15 protein-coding genes are annotated in these 15,222 nt (G+C 41.2%); 6 read left to right on the plus strand and 9 right to left on the minus strand.

Annotation, left to right across the window (positions count from 1 at the left end; all coding sequences use genetic code 11):
• Positions 1-306 precede the first annotated feature (306 nt).
• The 3 genes from Q0E03_RS04770 to Q0E03_RS04780 all read left to right on the plus strand — a co-directional run bounded on the left by Q0E03_RS04770 (position 307) and on the right by Q0E03_RS04780 (position 3,880).
• On the plus strand, positions 307-1,494 hold the full coding sequence (locus Q0E03_RS04770; protein WP_297129887.1) for a hypothetical protein: 1,188 nt from the start codon (positions 307-309) through the stop codon (positions 1,492-1,494).
• Between the two features lie 113 nt (positions 1,495-1,607).
• Entirely contained in the window at positions 1,608-2,174 is a 567-nt protein-coding gene (locus tag Q0E03_RS04775; protein WP_297129889.1) for a LemA family protein, read from the plus strand.
• Positions 2,174-3,880, plus strand: a complete 1,707-nt coding sequence (locus Q0E03_RS04780; protein WP_297129891.1) for a DUF2207 domain-containing protein — start codon at positions 2,174-2,176, stop codon at positions 3,878-3,880. Before Q0E03_RS04775 ends, Q0E03_RS04780 begins: the two co-directional genes overlap by 1 nt.
• 81 nt (positions 3,881-3,961) lie before the next feature.
• On the opposite strand, the gene Q0E03_RS04785 is transcribed toward Q0E03_RS04780, so the two are convergent.
• The 4 genes from Q0E03_RS04785 to acpP form a co-directional block, all read right to left on the minus strand.
• Positions 3,962-5,134: an NADP-dependent malic enzyme gene (locus tag Q0E03_RS04785; protein ID WP_297129894.1), complete on the minus strand. Its 1,173-nt coding sequence runs from the start codon at positions 5,132-5,134 to the stop codon at positions 3,962-3,964.
• A gap of 139 nt (positions 5,135-5,273) precedes the next feature.
• A complete protein-coding gene (locus tag Q0E03_RS04790; RefSeq protein WP_297129896.1) occupies positions 5,274-6,437 on the minus strand; it encodes an Ldh family oxidoreductase in 1,164 nt (387 codons plus the stop codon).
• A gap of 64 nt (positions 6,438-6,501) precedes the next feature.
• Complete coding sequence (gene glpK / locus Q0E03_RS04795) at positions 6,502-8,007, minus strand: glycerol kinase GlpK (protein ID WP_297129898.1); 1,506 nt, start codon at positions 8,005-8,007, stop codon at positions 6,502-6,504.
• Positions 8,008-8,191: 184 nt separating this feature from the next.
• Positions 8,192-8,428, minus strand: coding sequence for an acyl carrier protein (acpP, locus tag Q0E03_RS04800; protein ID WP_297129899.1), 237 nt, complete (start codon positions 8,426-8,428; stop codon positions 8,192-8,194).
• Between the two features lie 128 nt (positions 8,429-8,556).
• Between acpP and aroE the strand changes: the two genes are divergently transcribed.
• The 3 genes from aroE to Q0E03_RS04815 all read left to right on the plus strand — a co-directional run bounded on the left by aroE (position 8,557) and on the right by Q0E03_RS04815 (position 10,906).
• Positions 8,557-9,414 carry a shikimate dehydrogenase gene (gene aroE, locus Q0E03_RS04805; RefSeq protein ID WP_297129901.1) on the plus strand — a complete coding sequence of 286 codons (858 nt, stop codon included), beginning with the start codon at positions 8,557-8,559 and terminating at the stop codon, positions 9,412-9,414.
• Positions 9,407-9,898, plus strand: a complete 492-nt coding sequence (locus Q0E03_RS04810) for a shikimate kinase (RefSeq protein ID WP_297129903.1) — start codon at positions 9,407-9,409, stop codon at positions 9,896-9,898. The genes aroE and Q0E03_RS04810 overlap by 8 nt, the downstream gene beginning before the upstream one ends.
• A 150-nt stretch (positions 9,899-10,048) precedes the next feature.
• Positions 10,049-10,906 carry an ABC transporter permease gene (locus tag Q0E03_RS04815; RefSeq protein WP_297129905.1) on the plus strand — a complete coding sequence of 286 codons (858 nt, stop codon included), beginning with the start codon at positions 10,049-10,051 and terminating at the stop codon, positions 10,904-10,906.
• A gap of 55 nt (positions 10,907-10,961) precedes the next feature.
• Here Q0E03_RS04815 and Q0E03_RS04820 read toward each other — a convergent pair whose 3' ends face one another.
• From Q0E03_RS04820 to Q0E03_RS04840, 5 genes are all read right to left on the minus strand, one after another.
• On the minus strand, positions 10,962-11,138 hold the full coding sequence (locus Q0E03_RS04820) for a hypothetical protein (protein ID WP_297129907.1): 177 nt from the start codon (positions 11,136-11,138) through the stop codon (positions 10,962-10,964).
• Entirely contained in the window at positions 11,122-11,289 is a 168-nt protein-coding gene (locus Q0E03_RS04825; RefSeq protein ID WP_294836714.1) for a hypothetical protein, read from the minus strand. The genes Q0E03_RS04820 and Q0E03_RS04825 overlap by 17 nt, the downstream gene beginning before the upstream one ends.
• A gap of 57 nt (positions 11,290-11,346) precedes the next feature.
• Positions 11,347-12,747: a hypothetical protein gene (locus tag Q0E03_RS04830; RefSeq protein ID WP_297129909.1), complete on the minus strand. Its 1,401-nt coding sequence runs from the start codon at positions 12,745-12,747 to the stop codon at positions 11,347-11,349.
• Positions 12,748-13,310: 563 nt separating this feature from the next.
• The gene (locus Q0E03_RS04835) at positions 13,311-14,330 is read right to left on the minus strand and encodes a glycerophosphodiester phosphodiesterase family protein (RefSeq protein WP_297129912.1); all 1,020 of its coding nucleotides are present in this window, start codon (positions 14,328-14,330) and stop codon (positions 13,311-13,313) included.
• 152 nt (positions 14,331-14,482) lie between these two features.
• Positions 14,483-15,184 carry a M23 family metallopeptidase gene (locus Q0E03_RS04840; RefSeq protein WP_297129913.1) on the minus strand — a complete coding sequence of 234 codons (702 nt, stop codon included), beginning with the start codon at positions 15,182-15,184 and terminating at the stop codon, positions 14,483-14,485.
• Positions 15,185-15,222 lie beyond the last annotated feature (38 nt).

A 15,222-nucleotide genomic window follows, 5' to 3' on the forward strand; every position in this document is an offset into this window, starting at 1 on the left:
TCTTTGGCGAAAATAAAACTATATTCTCGCTTTTTGATGATTACGAAAATCAATGTTTTCGATTCAACTCGCTTAATATGTATTTGTTTGTTGTTGCTTTGACACAACGCTAATATTATACCAAATGTGACATTTTGTAATCTATGTGAAAAATATACAACAGATTTGTAACCTTTATGTAACTTTTGTAACTTTTTACAAAAAATCGTCATATCACTTGACAAAAAACAGCCGTTTTGAGGATTTGTTTGTTGTAATGTTGAAATTATTGTGATATAATTATTCTATTTTGAAGAGGTGAATTTTATGAGTGAACATAATCATACACACCACCACGATTACGAAAACTGCTGTGATAATCACACTCCGGATAATCACGGCTGCGGTTGTTGCGGTGAGGATCACTTTAATGAGCATAAAAAAGAAAAACTCACAAAGATTATCATAAGTGCGGTTTTCTTTGCGGCAGGATATATTATCAGCGAATTTACTGAGCTTCCGAGCTATGCTTATCTTGTGTGCTATCTGATTTCTTATCTTATGGTTGGCTTTGATATTGTGAGAGATGCGGCAGACAGCGTTATTCACGGCAGATTTTTTGATGAAAACTTTCTTATGAGTTTTGCAAGCCTTGGTGCATTTGCAATTAAGGAATACACCGAGGGCGTTGCGGTTGTGCTTTTGTTTACGGTTGGAGAGTTTATTCAGGGTCTTGCGGTTTCAAAAAGCAGAAAATCGATTGACGTAATTCTTTCTCAAAAACACAAGACGTACACATTGCCTCGTCATTATGACAATGAGGAGAGCAAAACCGAGCAAATGATTACCAAATTTGCAAGGATATACACACCGGCTATTTGCATAATTGCGGTTGCAATTGTTGTTGTTCCTCCGCTTTTCTTCAAAGCAGAGTGGCACGAATGGTTGCACAGAGGCTTTGCCGCACTTGTTGTCGGTTGTCCGTGTGCGATTGTAATTTCAATTCCGCTTTGCTACAGCGCAGGAATCGGAGCTTGTTCAAAGGACAATGTGTTTGTTAAGAATACTTCAACTATGGACGAAATCAATGCTTGCGACACCGTGATTACTTATGAGGATGACAAGAGCATTGACGACATCAAGGTGCTTCAAAACAACGGTCACAAGGTTATTTATCTCGGCAAGGGTCACAACGATTTGACAATGCTTGAGGCTGCCGACATCGCTGTTGCAGTTGGGGAAGATTGCACGGGAGATGCGGTTAATCTTGCAGATATGGTGATGATTAATTATTCCGACAGCGCAATTGATGATGTCAAGAAGAACGCAAAGAAAATTCACGCAATTGCAATGGAAAATATTTACTTCTCCGTTGCCGTAAAGCTTGTAATTTTAATTCTTGATGTTGTGCTTGCAAAGAGTATTCCTATGTGGTTTGCGATTTTTGGCGACATAGGCGTGTGCCTGCTTGCAGTTGCAAATTCCGCACGAGCAATTTCAATCAAACGAAAATAATTTTAAAGGATATATTCTCAAACGAATATATCCTTTTTTTCTTGTTAAATGAAAATTTATGTGCTATATTAAAATTACAGAATATAATTATAAACAACAGGAGGTAATTTATTATGAACACAGGAACTATTGTTTTGATCGTTGTTGTTGCTTTGATTGTGCTTATCGGGGTGTACATCGGTGCAACCTACAACAAGCTTGTAAAATCGAAGAACAGCGTTGAGGAAGCATTTTCAACAATGGATGTTTATCTCAAAAAGAGATGGGATTTGATTCCAAACATTGTTGCGTCTGTCAAGGGCTATGCAAAGCACGAGGCGGAAACACTTGAAAAGGTTATTTCTGCACGAAACAACGGCTATTCGTCAATGAACTCACAGCAAAAGCTTGAGGCAAATGCGGAGCTTAACACAGCCATAAAGAGCCTCAATGTTGTTGCGGAGCAATATCCGGAACTCAAGGCAAACCAAAACTTTATGGATTTGAACGCTCAACTCAAAAAGACAGAGGAGGACATTTCAAACGCAAGAAAGTTCTACAACGCTGTTGTAAAGCAGTATAACAATACTGTTGAGATGTTCCCGTCAAGCATTGTTGCGTCTATGTTCCGTTTTGAAAAGAGAGATATGTTTGTAGTGGGAGATTCTGTTCAAAGAGAGGCTGTAAAGGTTGAATTCTGATGAAAAAGGTTAAATATGTGTTTCTGTTTGTGCTGTGCCTTGTGCTTTCTCTTGGCTCAAGCGTGACGGCGCTTGCAGAAGATTATTCAACTTATCCGTATTATATCAAGAATTATGATGTGAATATTACCGTAAACGAGGATAACAGCTATCATATCACGGAAAATATTGACTGCTTTTTTAACCAGTACAGGCACGGTATTTATCGTTATATTCCGATTCGCTTCACTGTGTACAGAGCAGACGAAAGTTCAAGCAATGTCAAGGTGAAAATCAGGCACGCAAAATGCAGCGACAAAACGAGTAATTCCATAGAAAATAACAATTTTGTTATGCAAATCGGTGACGAGGACGAAACCGTAATCGGCGAAAAATCCTACACCATTTCGTATGATTATTATGTCGGACCCGATTATGTGGCAGATGCGGATGAGTTTTATTTCAACATCATCGGTGACGGTTGGGACACGGCTATTGACAAGTGCAATTTCACCATCACTATGCCAAAGGAGTTTGACAGCTCCAAGCTCGGATTTTCAACGGGTAACTACGGAGTTGTCGGCACGGATATTGTTGACTACAAGGTTGACGGAAATGTGATTAGCGGTCACACAACCGCACCGTTGAGAGAGCACGAAGCACTTACCGTCAGGACAGAACTTGACGAGGGATATTTCACCTTTGATTATGCTCACGAAAAAATGCTCGATGCGTTTATGATTGGACTTCCAGCGATTGCGTTTGCCGTTGTTCTCATCATTTGGTTGAAGTTCGGCAAGGATAAAAAGGTTATCGAAACCGTTGAATTTTATCCGCCGGAGGGTATGAACAGCCTTGAAGTTTCTTATTGGTACAACGGAAAAGTTGAGAAAAAAGAAATTGTTGCGATTCTCATTGAACTTGCAAACGAGGGATTTATTGAAATAACGGAGGACAGCAAGGACACCTATATCCACAGGCTTCGCAATTATGACGGCGATGACGAGGACAAAAGGCAGTTGTTTGATTCGTTGTTCAAAAACGGCAAACTCAAAGGCACTTATGTCAAGGAATTGCAATATCGTATGGCAGGCACAGCCGAAAAGATTGCAAACAGGTATGTTGTCAGAGTAAATCAGGCAAAGGCGTTCGATTCCAAATCGCTGTTGCTTCGTGTTTTGTGCTGGGTGATTTCCGTCGGTTCGTTTGCTTTGTCGTGCGTTATTTCTACATTTACATTTGTTCCGAAAACAACGGCAACTGCTTTGCGTATAGGTTTTGTGCTTGCTGTGATTAGCTTCTTGCTCTCGTTCTTTGTGCGAAAAAGAAGCGATGAGGGATACGAAAATCTTTGCAAGGTCAAGAGTTTCAAGACCTTTTTGGAAACAGCCGAAAAGGAAAGACTCGAAGCACTTGTTGAGGAAAATCCAAGTTATTTTTACGACATTTTGCCGTATGCCTATGTTTTGGGCGTGTCGTCAAAGTGGATAAGAAAATTTGAAAAGATAGCTATGGACCCACCTCATTGGTATTACGGCAGTAACCCGTACACCTACATTTGGATGGCAAACTTTATGCGTAGCAGCGTGCCACGAATGGGCGACACCATTGTAACTCCAAAACCGTCAGAGCATAACGGCAGTTCGTATGGCGGAGGCGGTGGCTTCAGCGGTGGCGGCGGATTTTCAGGCGGAGGCTTCGGCGGAGGCGGAGGCGGAAGCTGGTAAAAGAATAGACACAAAAATAAAAGTGGAGGGCAATCCTCCACTTTTTTATTTTGGTGAGTTTTATATTTTATGGGAAATAGGTTAGATTCTTGCTACGCCGTCTTTGCGAGCTGCTTCTGCAACTGCGCTTGCAACTGTGTCTTTGATTCTTTCATCAAATGCGTATGGAAGAATGTAGTCCTCGTTGAGCTTGTCGTCATCAACAAGTGAAGCGATAGCGTAAGCTGCCGCAATTTTCATATTCTCTGTGATAGCAGATGCTCTTACATCAAGTGCACCTCTGAAAATGCCCGGAAATGCAACAACATTGTTGATTTGGTTAGGGAAGTCCGAACGACCCGTGCCGACGATTTTTGCACCTGCCGCCTTTGCTTCGTCCGGCATAATTTCAGGTGTAGGGTTAGCCATTGCAAGTACAATAGGGTCTTTGTGCATTGTTTTAATCATATCTTCGGTGAGAACGCCCGGAGCGGAAACACCGATGAAAATATCTGTGCCGACGATAGCGTCCTTAAGTCCGCCTTTAACCATTCCACGGTTTGTAACCTTTGCAATTTCAGCTTTTGACGGATTGAGTTTTTCTCTGCCCTCATAGATGGCACCTGTTCTGTCACAAAGGATAACATCCTTTAAACCGAGTGTCATAAGAAGTTTTGCGATTGCGGTGCCTGCCGCACCCGAACCGTTGATAACAGCCTTGCATTCGCCTAAATCTTTGCCGATAATCTTTGTTGCGTTGATGAGAGCGGCAGAAACAACAACTGCTGTGCCGTGCTGGTCATCGTGGAAAATAGGAATGTCGCACATTTTCTTGAGCTTTTCTTCAATCTCGAAGCAACGAGGAGCAGAAATATCCTCAAGGTTGATACCGCCGAATGAGCCTGAAATGTTGTAAACAGTTTGAACAAACTCGTCTACATCCTTTGTTCTTACGCAAAGAGGGAATGCATCAACATCGCCGAATTCCTTGAAAAGTACGCATTTGCCCTCCATAACAGGCATACCTGCTTCAGGTCCGATGTCGCCAAGACCGAGAACAGCAGAACCGTCTGTGATAACCGCTACAAGATTGTTTCTTCTTGTGAGTTCATAGCTTTTGTTGTAGTCCTTTTGGATTTCAAGGCAAGGTTCTGCAACACCCGGTGTGTATGCAAGTGAAAGTGACTTGCTGTCGTTTACCTTTGCTTTGGCAACAACTTCAATTTTTCCGTTCCATTCGTAGTGCTTTTGGAGTGATTCCTCTCTTATATTCATTTTAAATTATTCCTTTCGCTTTATGCAATAGTTTTATTATGTGAAAAATTGTGAAAATAATAACAAAAAAGGAGCAGGTCGCACTCGGACAGAAGCCCGAGGGCATCCCGCCCCTTATTTTTATGCTGTTTTTATGAGATTACTTTCTCTCGATGTGAGAAGTAATCTTTTCTTCCTTTTCATAAGGAACATAGTTGTCTTCCCATGGGAATGTGTAAGAAAGACCGAGCTTATCTCTAACATCGTTGATTTCCTTTTGAACTGCCTCGTTGATAGGAACACCGCTGTTTTCTCTTTCTTTCCAAACAAGATATTCTTTCTCGCCTGCTGTGTAGATTCTGTCCTGACCCGGAGCTTTCTTTGATGCTCTGATTTCACGGAGAATTTCGCCTGTCTTCTTTCTTGCAGCTTCTTCACCCATAAATTTTGATGTGTCGATAGCAAGGAAGAAGTGACCGAGATGATAAGGAACAAGGTTGCCGTTTTCATCTTTGCCGTCAAGAGCCTTGCCGTAGTTACCGTCCTGAAGAACAGCAGAGAGAAGCTCAATAATCATAGCGTAGCCGTAGCCCTTGTAACCGCCGAGTGCTTCGCCGATTCCGCCAAGTGCTGTAAGAGCTGCTGTGCCCTGACGAATTCTCTTGAGTGCTTCGCCTGCGTCGCCCTCAACAGGGTTGCCGTCAAGACCGATGATTGTGCCCGGATGAACAGGCTCGCCGATTCTTGCGTAGTATTCAATCTTACCGTTTTGTGTGATTGATGTTGCACAGTCAAGTACAAAATCAAATTCTTCATCAGACGGAATACCCATTGTGAGTGGGTTTGTACCAAACATACCCTCAACACCGAATGTAGGTGCAACTGACGGTCTTGCGTTTGTGCCTGTGAAGCCGATGCATCCCTGCTCGGTAGCCTGTGTTGCATAGTAGCCTGCGATACCATAGTGGCAAGAATTACGAACTGCAACCATACCAAGACCAAATTCCTTTGCCTTGTCAATAGCCATCTGCATAGCCTTGTAGCCGATAACCTGACCCATACCGTCATGACCGTCAACTACTGCTGTGCAAGGTGTTTCCTTAATAACCTCAAAATTTGTTACAGGGTTTTGGATACCTGCAACGATTCTGTCGATATAAATAGGCTTGAATCTGTTACAGCCGTGGCTTTCGATACCTCTCTTATCTGATTCCAAAAGAACATCGGTGCAGATTTCTGCATCCTCTCTCGGAACACCGTAACCAACAAAAGCGTCAGTTACAAAGTCGGTGATTAAATTCCACGGACATACAACTTTTCCCATAATTAATAAAACTCCTTTTTGAATATAAATTATTTTGCCAAAGACAAAATTTTAACTGATTAAATTATCTTTCCCAATTTCTGCTGCGTTCAACCGCACGCTTCCAGTCGGAATATTGCTTGTTGCGCTTTTCTTCCGGCATAGACGGGATAAAGATTTTGTCAACCTCACGGTTTGCTTCAATCTCTGCTGTGTCTTTCCAAACGCCTGTTGCAAGACCTGCAAGATATGCTGCACCGAGAGCTGTTGCTTCTCTGTTCTTCGGACGGTTAACGTTGCAACCGGTCATATCTGCCTGAATTTGCATCATAATATTTGAAATACTTGCACCGCCGTCAACACGCAAATCCTTGAGTCTGATGTCGCTGTCGTTCATCATAGCTTCCAGCAAGTCTGTCATTTGATATGTAATGCTTTCAAGCACTGCACGGCAAACGTGCTTTTTGTTGATAGAACGGGTGAGACCAACCATAATGCCTCTTGCGTACATATCCCAATACGGTGCGCCCAAGCCTGTGAAAGCAGGAACAAGGTATAAGCCGTTGCTGTCCTCAACCTGCATTGCAAGTTCGTCACATTCAGCGGCGGAACTGATAAGTTCAAGTTCGTCACGAAGCCATTTGATAACTGAGCCTGCGTTGAATGCAGAACCCTCAAGGTCGTATGTGATTTTGCCGTCAAGTCCCCAAGCAATACCTGTGAGGAGGTTTGAACGGCTCTCAATTCTCTTTTCGCCTGTGTTCATAAGCAAGAAGCAACCTGTGCCGTAGGTGTTTTTAGCTTGACCTACTTCAAAGCAACCTTGACCGAACAATGCGCCCGGCTGGTCGCCGATAGCACCTGCAATCGGAACACCCTCAAGGTCCTCAATGCCTGTGATTTTTGCAACATTGCCGTAAACACAGCTTGATGGCTTAACCTCAGGCAAAATGCACATTGGGATGCCAAGCTTTTCGCAAAGGTATTCATCCCAGCAAAGATTGTCAATGTCAAACAACATTGTTCTGCAAGCGTTTGAATAGTCGGTAACATGAACCTTGCCGTCTGTCAAGTTCCAGATGAGCCATGTGTCGATAGTACCGAAAAGTACTTCGCCTCGCTCTGCCTTTTCTCTTGCGCCCTCAACATTGTCCAAAATCCATTTGATTTTTGTTGCGCTGAAGTATGCGTCAATCAAAAGACCGGTAGTGCTCTTGATGTAATCTGAAAGTCCCTGCGATTTGAGTTCTTCACAATAATCGGCAGTTCTTCTGCACTGCCAAACAATAGCGTTGTAAAGCGGTGCGCCTGTTTCTTTGTCCCAAAGGATAGTTGTTTCTCTTTGATTGGTGATGCCGATGCCTGCGATTTTCTTTGGGTCAACTGTGCCTTCACGCAATGCACCGATCATAGAACTTACAACAGAGAAAAGAATTTCGTGTGGGTCGTGCTCAACCCAACCGTTTTGCGGATAGAACTGTGTAAATTCGTTTTGATTTTTAGCGACGATTTCGCCCTTTTTGTTAAAGATAATAGCACGAGAACTGGTAGTGCCCTGGTCAAGTGCCATTACAAACTTTTCTTCTGCCATAATTAAACCCCTTTTTATAGCATATATATTATTTTATCATATATAGTAATTCTACTATTTATTGCGACAAGTGTCAACATTTAAACTAACTAAATTTTTATTGATTTTATGGTTAAATTGACAAAAAATTAACAGGCAGAATATGCCTGTTATATATTTTGCTGTTTTTGTATAATTTTGTCGCTTAGTCTTCGGTGGTTGCACCTTCGATAAAGTTGACAACATCCTCAACCGTTTTCATATTTTCGATAACGCTGTCAGGAACTTCAATGCCGTATTGATCCTCGATGCTCATAACAATGTCAATGGCGTCGAGAGAATCTGCACCGAGATCGCTTGAAAGGTCTGAGGACATTTCGATTGTGTCAGGGTTGACATCAAGCTGTTCTGCCAAAATATCTTTTACTTCGTCAAAAATCATAAAGCAACGCTCCTTAAAAATTTGTTGTTATGTTTAATGTAATATGTTATTATCATATTAGTAAGTTTTGTTTGATTTGTCAATAATTTTCTTATAAACAATATCTTAAAAAATTCGGAGGACAAAATATGAAAGTGGTGAAAACGAGGAGATATCTTTATGGGCTTACGGGCTATCCTCTCGGTCATTCAATCAGCCCTGTGATTCATAAGGCACTTTTTGAACTTTGCGGTATAGATGCCACTTATCTTATGGTGGAGACTTCGCCCGATGATTTAGAAAAAGTTTTTGCCGAAACTCTCAGCGGTTTGCGTGGGTTCAATGTCACAATTCCGCACAAAATAAATATCATCAAGTATTTGGATGAGCTTTCGCCAAAGGCAAAGTTGTTTGGTGCGGTAAACACAGTTGATGTGCGCGAGGACAAAATTGTTGGACATAACACAGATTGTGCGGGTTTTTTGTCGGCACTTCAAATGGCGGATATTGAACTTGCGGACAAGGTGCTTCTTTGCGGAAGCGGCGGAGTTTCGCGTATGATTGCGTTTGAATCCGTTTTGGCAGAAGCCGATTTGACTGTTGCGGTCAGAGAATCAAGTTTTGCCGCCGCAAATGAACTCAAAAAAGAAATAAAGGACAAGCTCAACAAGGATATCAGGGTTATAATGCTGTCGGATGCAAAGGGAGAGTATGATTTGATTATCAACGGAACTCCCGTCGGAATGTATCCAAACACGGATGCGTGTCCTGTTTCAAAAGAGGTTGTTGCAGGAGCAAAGGCGGTTTTTGATGTTATTTATAATCCGCAGGAAACTGTGCTTTTGAAATATGCGAAAGAGGCGGGGATTAAGTATTCAGACGGTCTTTCGATGCTTGTTTGGCAGGCTGCCGTTGCACAGGAAATTTGGAACGGCGTCAAATTTTCAAATGACGACATTGAAAAGGTAATCAAAATTGCCCAAAAGGAGCTGGAGAAAAATGAATAATATTGTTTTGTGTGGCTTTATGGGCAGCGGAAAAACCGTTGTCGGCAAGGAACTTGCAAAGATTTTGGGCGTCAAATTTGTTGACACCGATGAAATTATAGAAAAAGAGCAGGGCGTTGCGATAAAGGCTATTTTTGCTATTCACGGCGAAGATTATTTCCGTGACCTTGAGCACGAGGTGTGCAAAAAAATTCCTGAAATGAAAGGCGCTGTTGTTTCAACCGGCGGAGGAGCTATGACCTTTGAGCGAAATGTTGAAGCGGTCAAGCAGGGCGCAAAGATTGTTTTCTTGGATGCATCGTTTGATGTAATTTGCGAAAGAATAGGCGACAACACCACCCGACCTCTTTTTCAGGACAAAGAAAAAGCAAAAAAACTCTATGATGAACGCAAGGAAAAGTATCTTTCGGCTGCCGATTTTGTCATAAATGGGGATATGGGAGCAAGAAAAACCGCTATGCAAATAGCTGATATTTTCAGATAATAGACCGTAACCGCTGTTTGCGTATGTCTAAAAAGTTACGAAGTTGTAACCTATTAATAAAATATGTTGAAAAATAGTATGGCATATGATATAATGGCACAGATTTAAGACAGTCGTGATAAACGGGAAAAAACAGAGGTGTTCAATTCAATGAGTACTGAAGAAAAAAAAGAAGAACTTAAGCATTCCTTTAGTATGTTTAACAAATACAAGGATTTGCTTATGGAGCTTACAAGAAAAAATGTAAAGCTCAAGTACAGAAATTCTTGGCTCGGTATATTCTGGAGCTTCTTGCAACCGCTTCTTAATATGATAGTTTTGTCTGTCATTTTCGGTGCGCTTCTTGCAAGGAAAAAGGACGGAATCGTTTGCTATCCGGTGTATTTGTTTTCGGGTAGATTGATTTTTGAATTTTTCGTAACATCAACCAAGCAATCGCTGACGGCATTTAGGCGCAACGCTTCAATTATTAAAAAGGTATATGTACCAAAGTATATGTATCCGCTGTCATCAACGCTTTCAACATTTGTTACTTTTGCAATTTCAACACTTTGCTATGTTTGCGTTTGGATTTTCTTCAAACTGACAGGCATAAGCGGCGGTGCAGGGCTTACACTCAGCTGGAAGATTGTGCTTGTGTTCCTGCCGATGATTTTGCTCCTGATGTTCTCAACAGGTGTGGGTCTTATCCTCTCGGTTGTGAATGTTTATTTCAGAGATGTTGAGTACATTTGGGATGTTTGCACAAAGCTTTTGATGTATATGGTTCCTATCCTCTATTCAATGAACAGATTTGAGGGCAGAAAAATTATCTATTTCATCAAACTCAATCCGCTTTATTCAATGATTGAGTTGTTCAGACAGTGCGTGCTTTACGGCAACACCTTGCCGACTCAGCTCCTCAGCTGGAAGTTGGTGCTTTATGCAACCGTGATGTCAATCTTGTCACTTGCAGTCGGCATCATCATTTTCAACAAGTATTCCGACAAAATCGTATATCATCTATAAAATCAAATTCCCGTACAATGCAAATTGTACGGGAATTTTTATTGTACGGGAGTTTTTATTGTTCGTTTTCTTCTTCGTATTCCTTGGAATATTCAATGTTTTCGGGCGAGGGGATTGGCACACCCATTTCGGTCTTGCCGTCGGGCTGGACGGTCGGGTTGTATGCGTTTTCGCAGTATCTGTCGGTCAGCTTTGCGTTGAGCCTGTATTTTTTCTTATAGCTGTCCGTCATAGTCGCCCACCTCGGTCATCTGCGACACAATGTCCTTCAAATCCTCAAGGCTTGTTGCCGAAAATCCCGAATGTGTGAGTTCCTGCTTGATGTTCATCGGCAGGGAATCAAAGTAGTTTTTCATTTCGTTTGTCATATTAAAAGAGCTCATAATATCATCCTTTCAAGATTAGTATTATCAGCCGATATTCAATTATTCGTATGACAATTATTCCGCTTGCAAGATTTCGATTTGCTTTTGGATGAATCTTTTTGAATATTCTGCGGTAAAAGTTTTTTCCGACAGCATTGCATATTGTATATATGAGGTGAATGATTCAATCAAGTCGGCGTCCCCGCTGTTGAAAACAACTTGCGTTCCGAGGTTAAGTTCGGAATTGTCGTTGTCGTCCGAGTACGAAATTAAAAGTTGATTTTTGCAAGCTTCAATATTTACTTGAATTTTGTCAAGTGTTGTGTATTTTGGGTTTGAAACAAAAACATTTGAGCAATTTTTTAATATAGCCGACAAAATTTCTGCTCGATGCTTTGGCTTCAGATTTTTTGCAAGTCCGCTTGGGAAGTCGTACAGCTTTCCCGTGTTTACAAAGTCCATCAATCCCTCGTACGAAATAATCATCGAGTCAATGCTTTCTTGAGGGGCTTCTATCAAAAGGTCAAAATGAGCCTCAAGCTGTTGAAACACCTGTGCGGTGCTTTTGATTTGGTCGGTTGCAATGTCATCAATAATCTCTTTGTTGACTCCCACGCTGCAAATATGGTTGTCAAGCGAAAGAATATTTGAATATTCTTTTTTGTCCGAAATAACATCAAGGTGATACATATATTCAAATGCATTGTGAAATATTGCAACATCCGTTTTTGCGCTGAGTTTTACTTTTTCGTTCATCTGAATGATGTAGTCGCAAAGCTCTGCGTTTTTTATTATTATACCGTTTTCAATTTCGCTGTCGTACATAACGGTTGAGTCGCCGCACATAATAAATTCGGGAAACAGCAGGCTGAAATCCTTGCGGTCGTTTATGTAGGTTATGCAGTCCTCTTTTGCATATGCAATGCTGTTGAAAATGATTTGAACATTCTCTTTTTCGTTGTCGGTGTATTTTGTATAATGATAAAATTCTTTGAACTTTTTGTCCTTGCAGGCGTTGTAAACAATTCGATTAATTTCTGTTTGGTCGAAGTCAAAATCAGAAACGAAAATGTTGTTGTCACTTGAATTGATAATCGTGTAAATCGCCGACAAAATGTTTCTCTTGCCGTTTAAAAATGTGCAATCGCTTTTGAATTCGTTCAAACTTACGGAAACATTTTTTTGCAAATCGTCCGTGAATTTTTTACTTAAACAATAGTTGCAGTATTCAAAAAATGCAGGTTTGTTCTCGTCATATTCTTCTTTGAAAAAAGCGTCGCAAAGGTTTTTGATTTGCTCTGCGGTGAAATATGTTGAGTTGAGCAGAGTATTGAGTCGTCCTTTTGGGAACTTCTTTTTTTCGCTGAGAACGTTTTGAATTAATGTGCGGTTTATGCCCGTTTCTTTTGAAATTTGATAAACGGGAACACCTTGCTCGGTGATGTATTTTTTGAGTAATTTGCAAAACTTAGCCATATTTACCTCTTTATGTATAGTGGTTTTGTTACTGCTGAAAAAACTTTAGGTAACATATAAATAATATACTCGTATTATGTCGGCGTTTCAATATGTTTCCTGCTTAAAATGACAAGGTAACAGTTGGGAAACATATTGCAAATAATTTGATTTTGTGCAATACTTTATTCGCTGGTTAGTTTTGTACGACTGTGTTTGAAGCTATAATTTCTTTAAGTGTTTTGCTTTGAAGTTTGGGACTTAATTACAAAACATTGAGTTGTTGTTAAAACAGGCTGTACCGCCTATGGGGTGACTGCTGATGCAAATCGGCGGTTGTGATGAAATGAATGAGCTACGACTGTGGAAATTCTTTTGATGATGTCATTGGAGAGAAAAGAGAACGCATCATCAGGGGAGTTTCATATTACATAAGGCATACGGTTAGAGGAGAATCAGAGAAACCAGGGCTAATAAGAGATAAATGTGCAACAGCACAACGGCGGTAAAAAGAAATTATAGCTAAACAAGTTAAAAACTGAATCGAACAGAAAACCCTCCCCGAATTGGGGAGGGTTTCGTTTTTATGAGTTTTTTACATTGTAGAGCTTGTCAGGATAGTCTGTCATAACGCAGTCTGCACCCATTTCAAGCAAGTATTTCATATCTTCTTCGTCATTGACTGTCCAATATTGCACAGCCATATTGTGCTTGTGTGCATAATTAATCATCTGTGCTGTTGCAAGGTTAAATCCAAGATTTTTGTACGGAGCACAGAATGGAATTTGCAAAACGTTGCAAGGAGGCTCGTAGTTTGGATCGTCTTTAAGTGCGGCTTTCCAGAAATCAACAACCTCAGGAATTGATGTGCTTCGTGCAAGGTCAGGATATTTTTCGTCAACGTAAGCACTTACTTCCTTGTGGAATGTGCCGAACACTACATTTTCGAGAATGCCTTTTTCAATCAAGGTGTTGTAGAGAATGTCTACGCCCTCTTTGCCCAAATCGTCGCCGTTTTTGATTTCGATGATGTATTTGTATCTGCCGCCGCCCTGAGCAATGAGATAGTCAAGAATGTCGTTGAGTTTGAGAATTCTCAAATCATCGGGCACTTCGTCACCCTTGAGGTCGGCATATGGTGTTTCGCCGTCCTCGTTTTCAAACTTTGCACCCATATTGAGTGTTCGGAGTTCATCGTATGTCTTGTCCTCAGGTCTGACTTTCTTTTCGCCGAAAACTTCAAGGCTGTCGGATGTTCTGTCAAGTGTGTCATCGTGCAAAAGGATGAGTTGCTTATCTTTTGTGATGTGCAAGTCGAATTCAAAAACATCGATGCTGAAAGCAGGGTTCTCCGCACAGTTCTTGAATGCAAGCATTGTTTCCTCAGGCTCGATTCCGCCGCCGCTTCTGTGACCCGAAATGTCGGTTTCCTCAAGTATGTATTTGTTGTCGGTTTCGTAAGTTATAAGCTGGTCAGGTGTTGAGCGGTGCTTACCCGATACAGTCATTACTGTTGCAAGTGCAACAATCAGCAAAACAACGATAGCCAAAACTATCCATTTTGTCTTTTTTTTGTTTGCTTTTTTGGTTTGTGTTTCTGCCATAATTATCCCTCTCTGTAAATATTATACAAATAATTTTACACAATAAGCACAACAATGTCAACAAAAGTTTTCCACAAATTATACAAAAAATTGTGATTATATATAAAAAGACTTCCCGTTGTTTGAGGGAAGCCTTTGAAAGATAATTTGGGTTATTCTGTTTTGCTCATAACATTCAACGGGTTCACAGGCTGACCTTTTAGCTTAGCGGAAAGGTGCAAATGTGCGCCGTCACCGACTTCGCACGGAACTTTTCCGAGTGTGCCGATTGTGTTGCCGATGTCAACAAAGTTGCCCTTTTTCACGGTTGCGCTTTCAAGTCCGCAGTATCTCACAACGAACTTTCCGCCGTGGTCGATTTCAACACATAAGCCGTACATTGAATCGGTGTAAACCTTTGTTACAAGACCGTCGTTGATTGCCGTCACCTTGTCGCCGATTGCACCGCTGAAATCAACCGCCGTATGTGCTCGATAATCGCCCATGGTTTTGTCATAGGTCAATTCCTCGCTGTAGCCCTTTGAAACAGCGTCTGTGAGCGGGTATTTGTAGTAACTCTTGTACGGGGTGTTGCCCTTGCCTTGTGACATTGTAACATCCTTTTTTACAGTTGCTTTTTGTGTTGAAGTTCTTGCTTCGGTCGTTGCCATTGTTGTGGTTTCCTTTGCCGTAACTGCGTGTTGAACTTCGGTTGTTTCAACAATCGTTGTCGGTTCGTTTACCGTGCTGTCCTTGCCCTTTTGAGCGGTGGAAAAGTAAACTATCAAGCCAAGCGACACAATGCACAGGCACACAACGGAAAACAACGCTTTTACATTTTTGTTGTCGTTCTTTTTTGAATTTGATGTAGACATAAAAAACACCTCGGTTATATTATCAACCGAGGTTTCGT

The organism is uncultured Eubacterium sp. (assembly GCF_934525195.1).
Taxonomy (GTDB): domain Bacteria; phylum Bacillota; class Clostridia; order Oscillospirales; family Acutalibacteraceae; genus Eubacterium_R.

Bases quoted from the DNA above. Each gene is read 5' to 3' on its own strand.
- Q0E03_RS04770 (WP_297129887.1), top strand. From the start codon at position 307: ATGAGTGAACATAATCATACACACCACCACGATTACGAAAACTGCTGT.
- Q0E03_RS04775 (WP_297129889.1), top strand. From the start codon at position 1,608: ATGAACACAGGAACTATTGTTTTGATCGTTGTTGTTGCTTTGATTGTG.
- Q0E03_RS04780 (WP_297129891.1), top strand. From the start codon at position 2,174: ATGAAAAAGGTTAAATATGTGTTTCTGTTTGTGCTGTGCCTTGTGCTT.
- Q0E03_RS04785 (WP_297129894.1), bottom strand. From the start codon at position 5,134: ATGAATATAAGAGAGGAATCACTCCAAAAGCACTACGAATGGAACGGA.
- Q0E03_RS04790 (WP_297129896.1), bottom strand. From the start codon at position 6,437: ATGGGAAAAGTTGTATGTCCGTGGAATTTAATCACCGACTTTGTAACT.
- glpK (WP_297129898.1), bottom strand. From the start codon at position 8,007: ATGGCAGAAGAAAAGTTTGTAATGGCACTTGACCAGGGCACTACCAGT.
- acpP (WP_297129899.1), bottom strand. From the start codon at position 8,428: ATGATTTTTGACGAAGTAAAAGATATTTTGGCAGAACAGCTTGATGTC.
- aroE (WP_297129901.1), top strand. From the start codon at position 8,557: ATGAAAGTGGTGAAAACGAGGAGATATCTTTATGGGCTTACGGGCTAT.
- Q0E03_RS04810 (WP_297129903.1), top strand. From the start codon at position 9,407: ATGAATAATATTGTTTTGTGTGGCTTTATGGGCAGCGGAAAAACCGTT.
- Q0E03_RS04815 (WP_297129905.1), top strand. From the start codon at position 10,049: ATGAGTACTGAAGAAAAAAAAGAAGAACTTAAGCATTCCTTTAGTATG.
- Q0E03_RS04820 (WP_297129907.1), bottom strand. From the start codon at position 11,138: ATGACGGACAGCTATAAGAAAAAATACAGGCTCAACGCAAAGCTGACC.
- Q0E03_RS04825 (WP_294836714.1), bottom strand. From the start codon at position 11,289: ATGAGCTCTTTTAATATGACAAACGAAATGAAAAACTACTTTGATTCC.
- Q0E03_RS04830 (WP_297129909.1), bottom strand. From the start codon at position 12,747: ATGGCTAAGTTTTGCAAATTACTCAAAAAATACATCACCGAGCAAGGT.
- Q0E03_RS04835 (WP_297129912.1), bottom strand. From the start codon at position 14,330: ATGGCAGAAACACAAACCAAAAAAGCAAACAAAAAAAAGACAAAATGG.
- Q0E03_RS04840 (WP_297129913.1), bottom strand. From the start codon at position 15,184: ATGTCTACATCAAATTCAAAAAAGAACGACAACAAAAATGTAAAAGCG.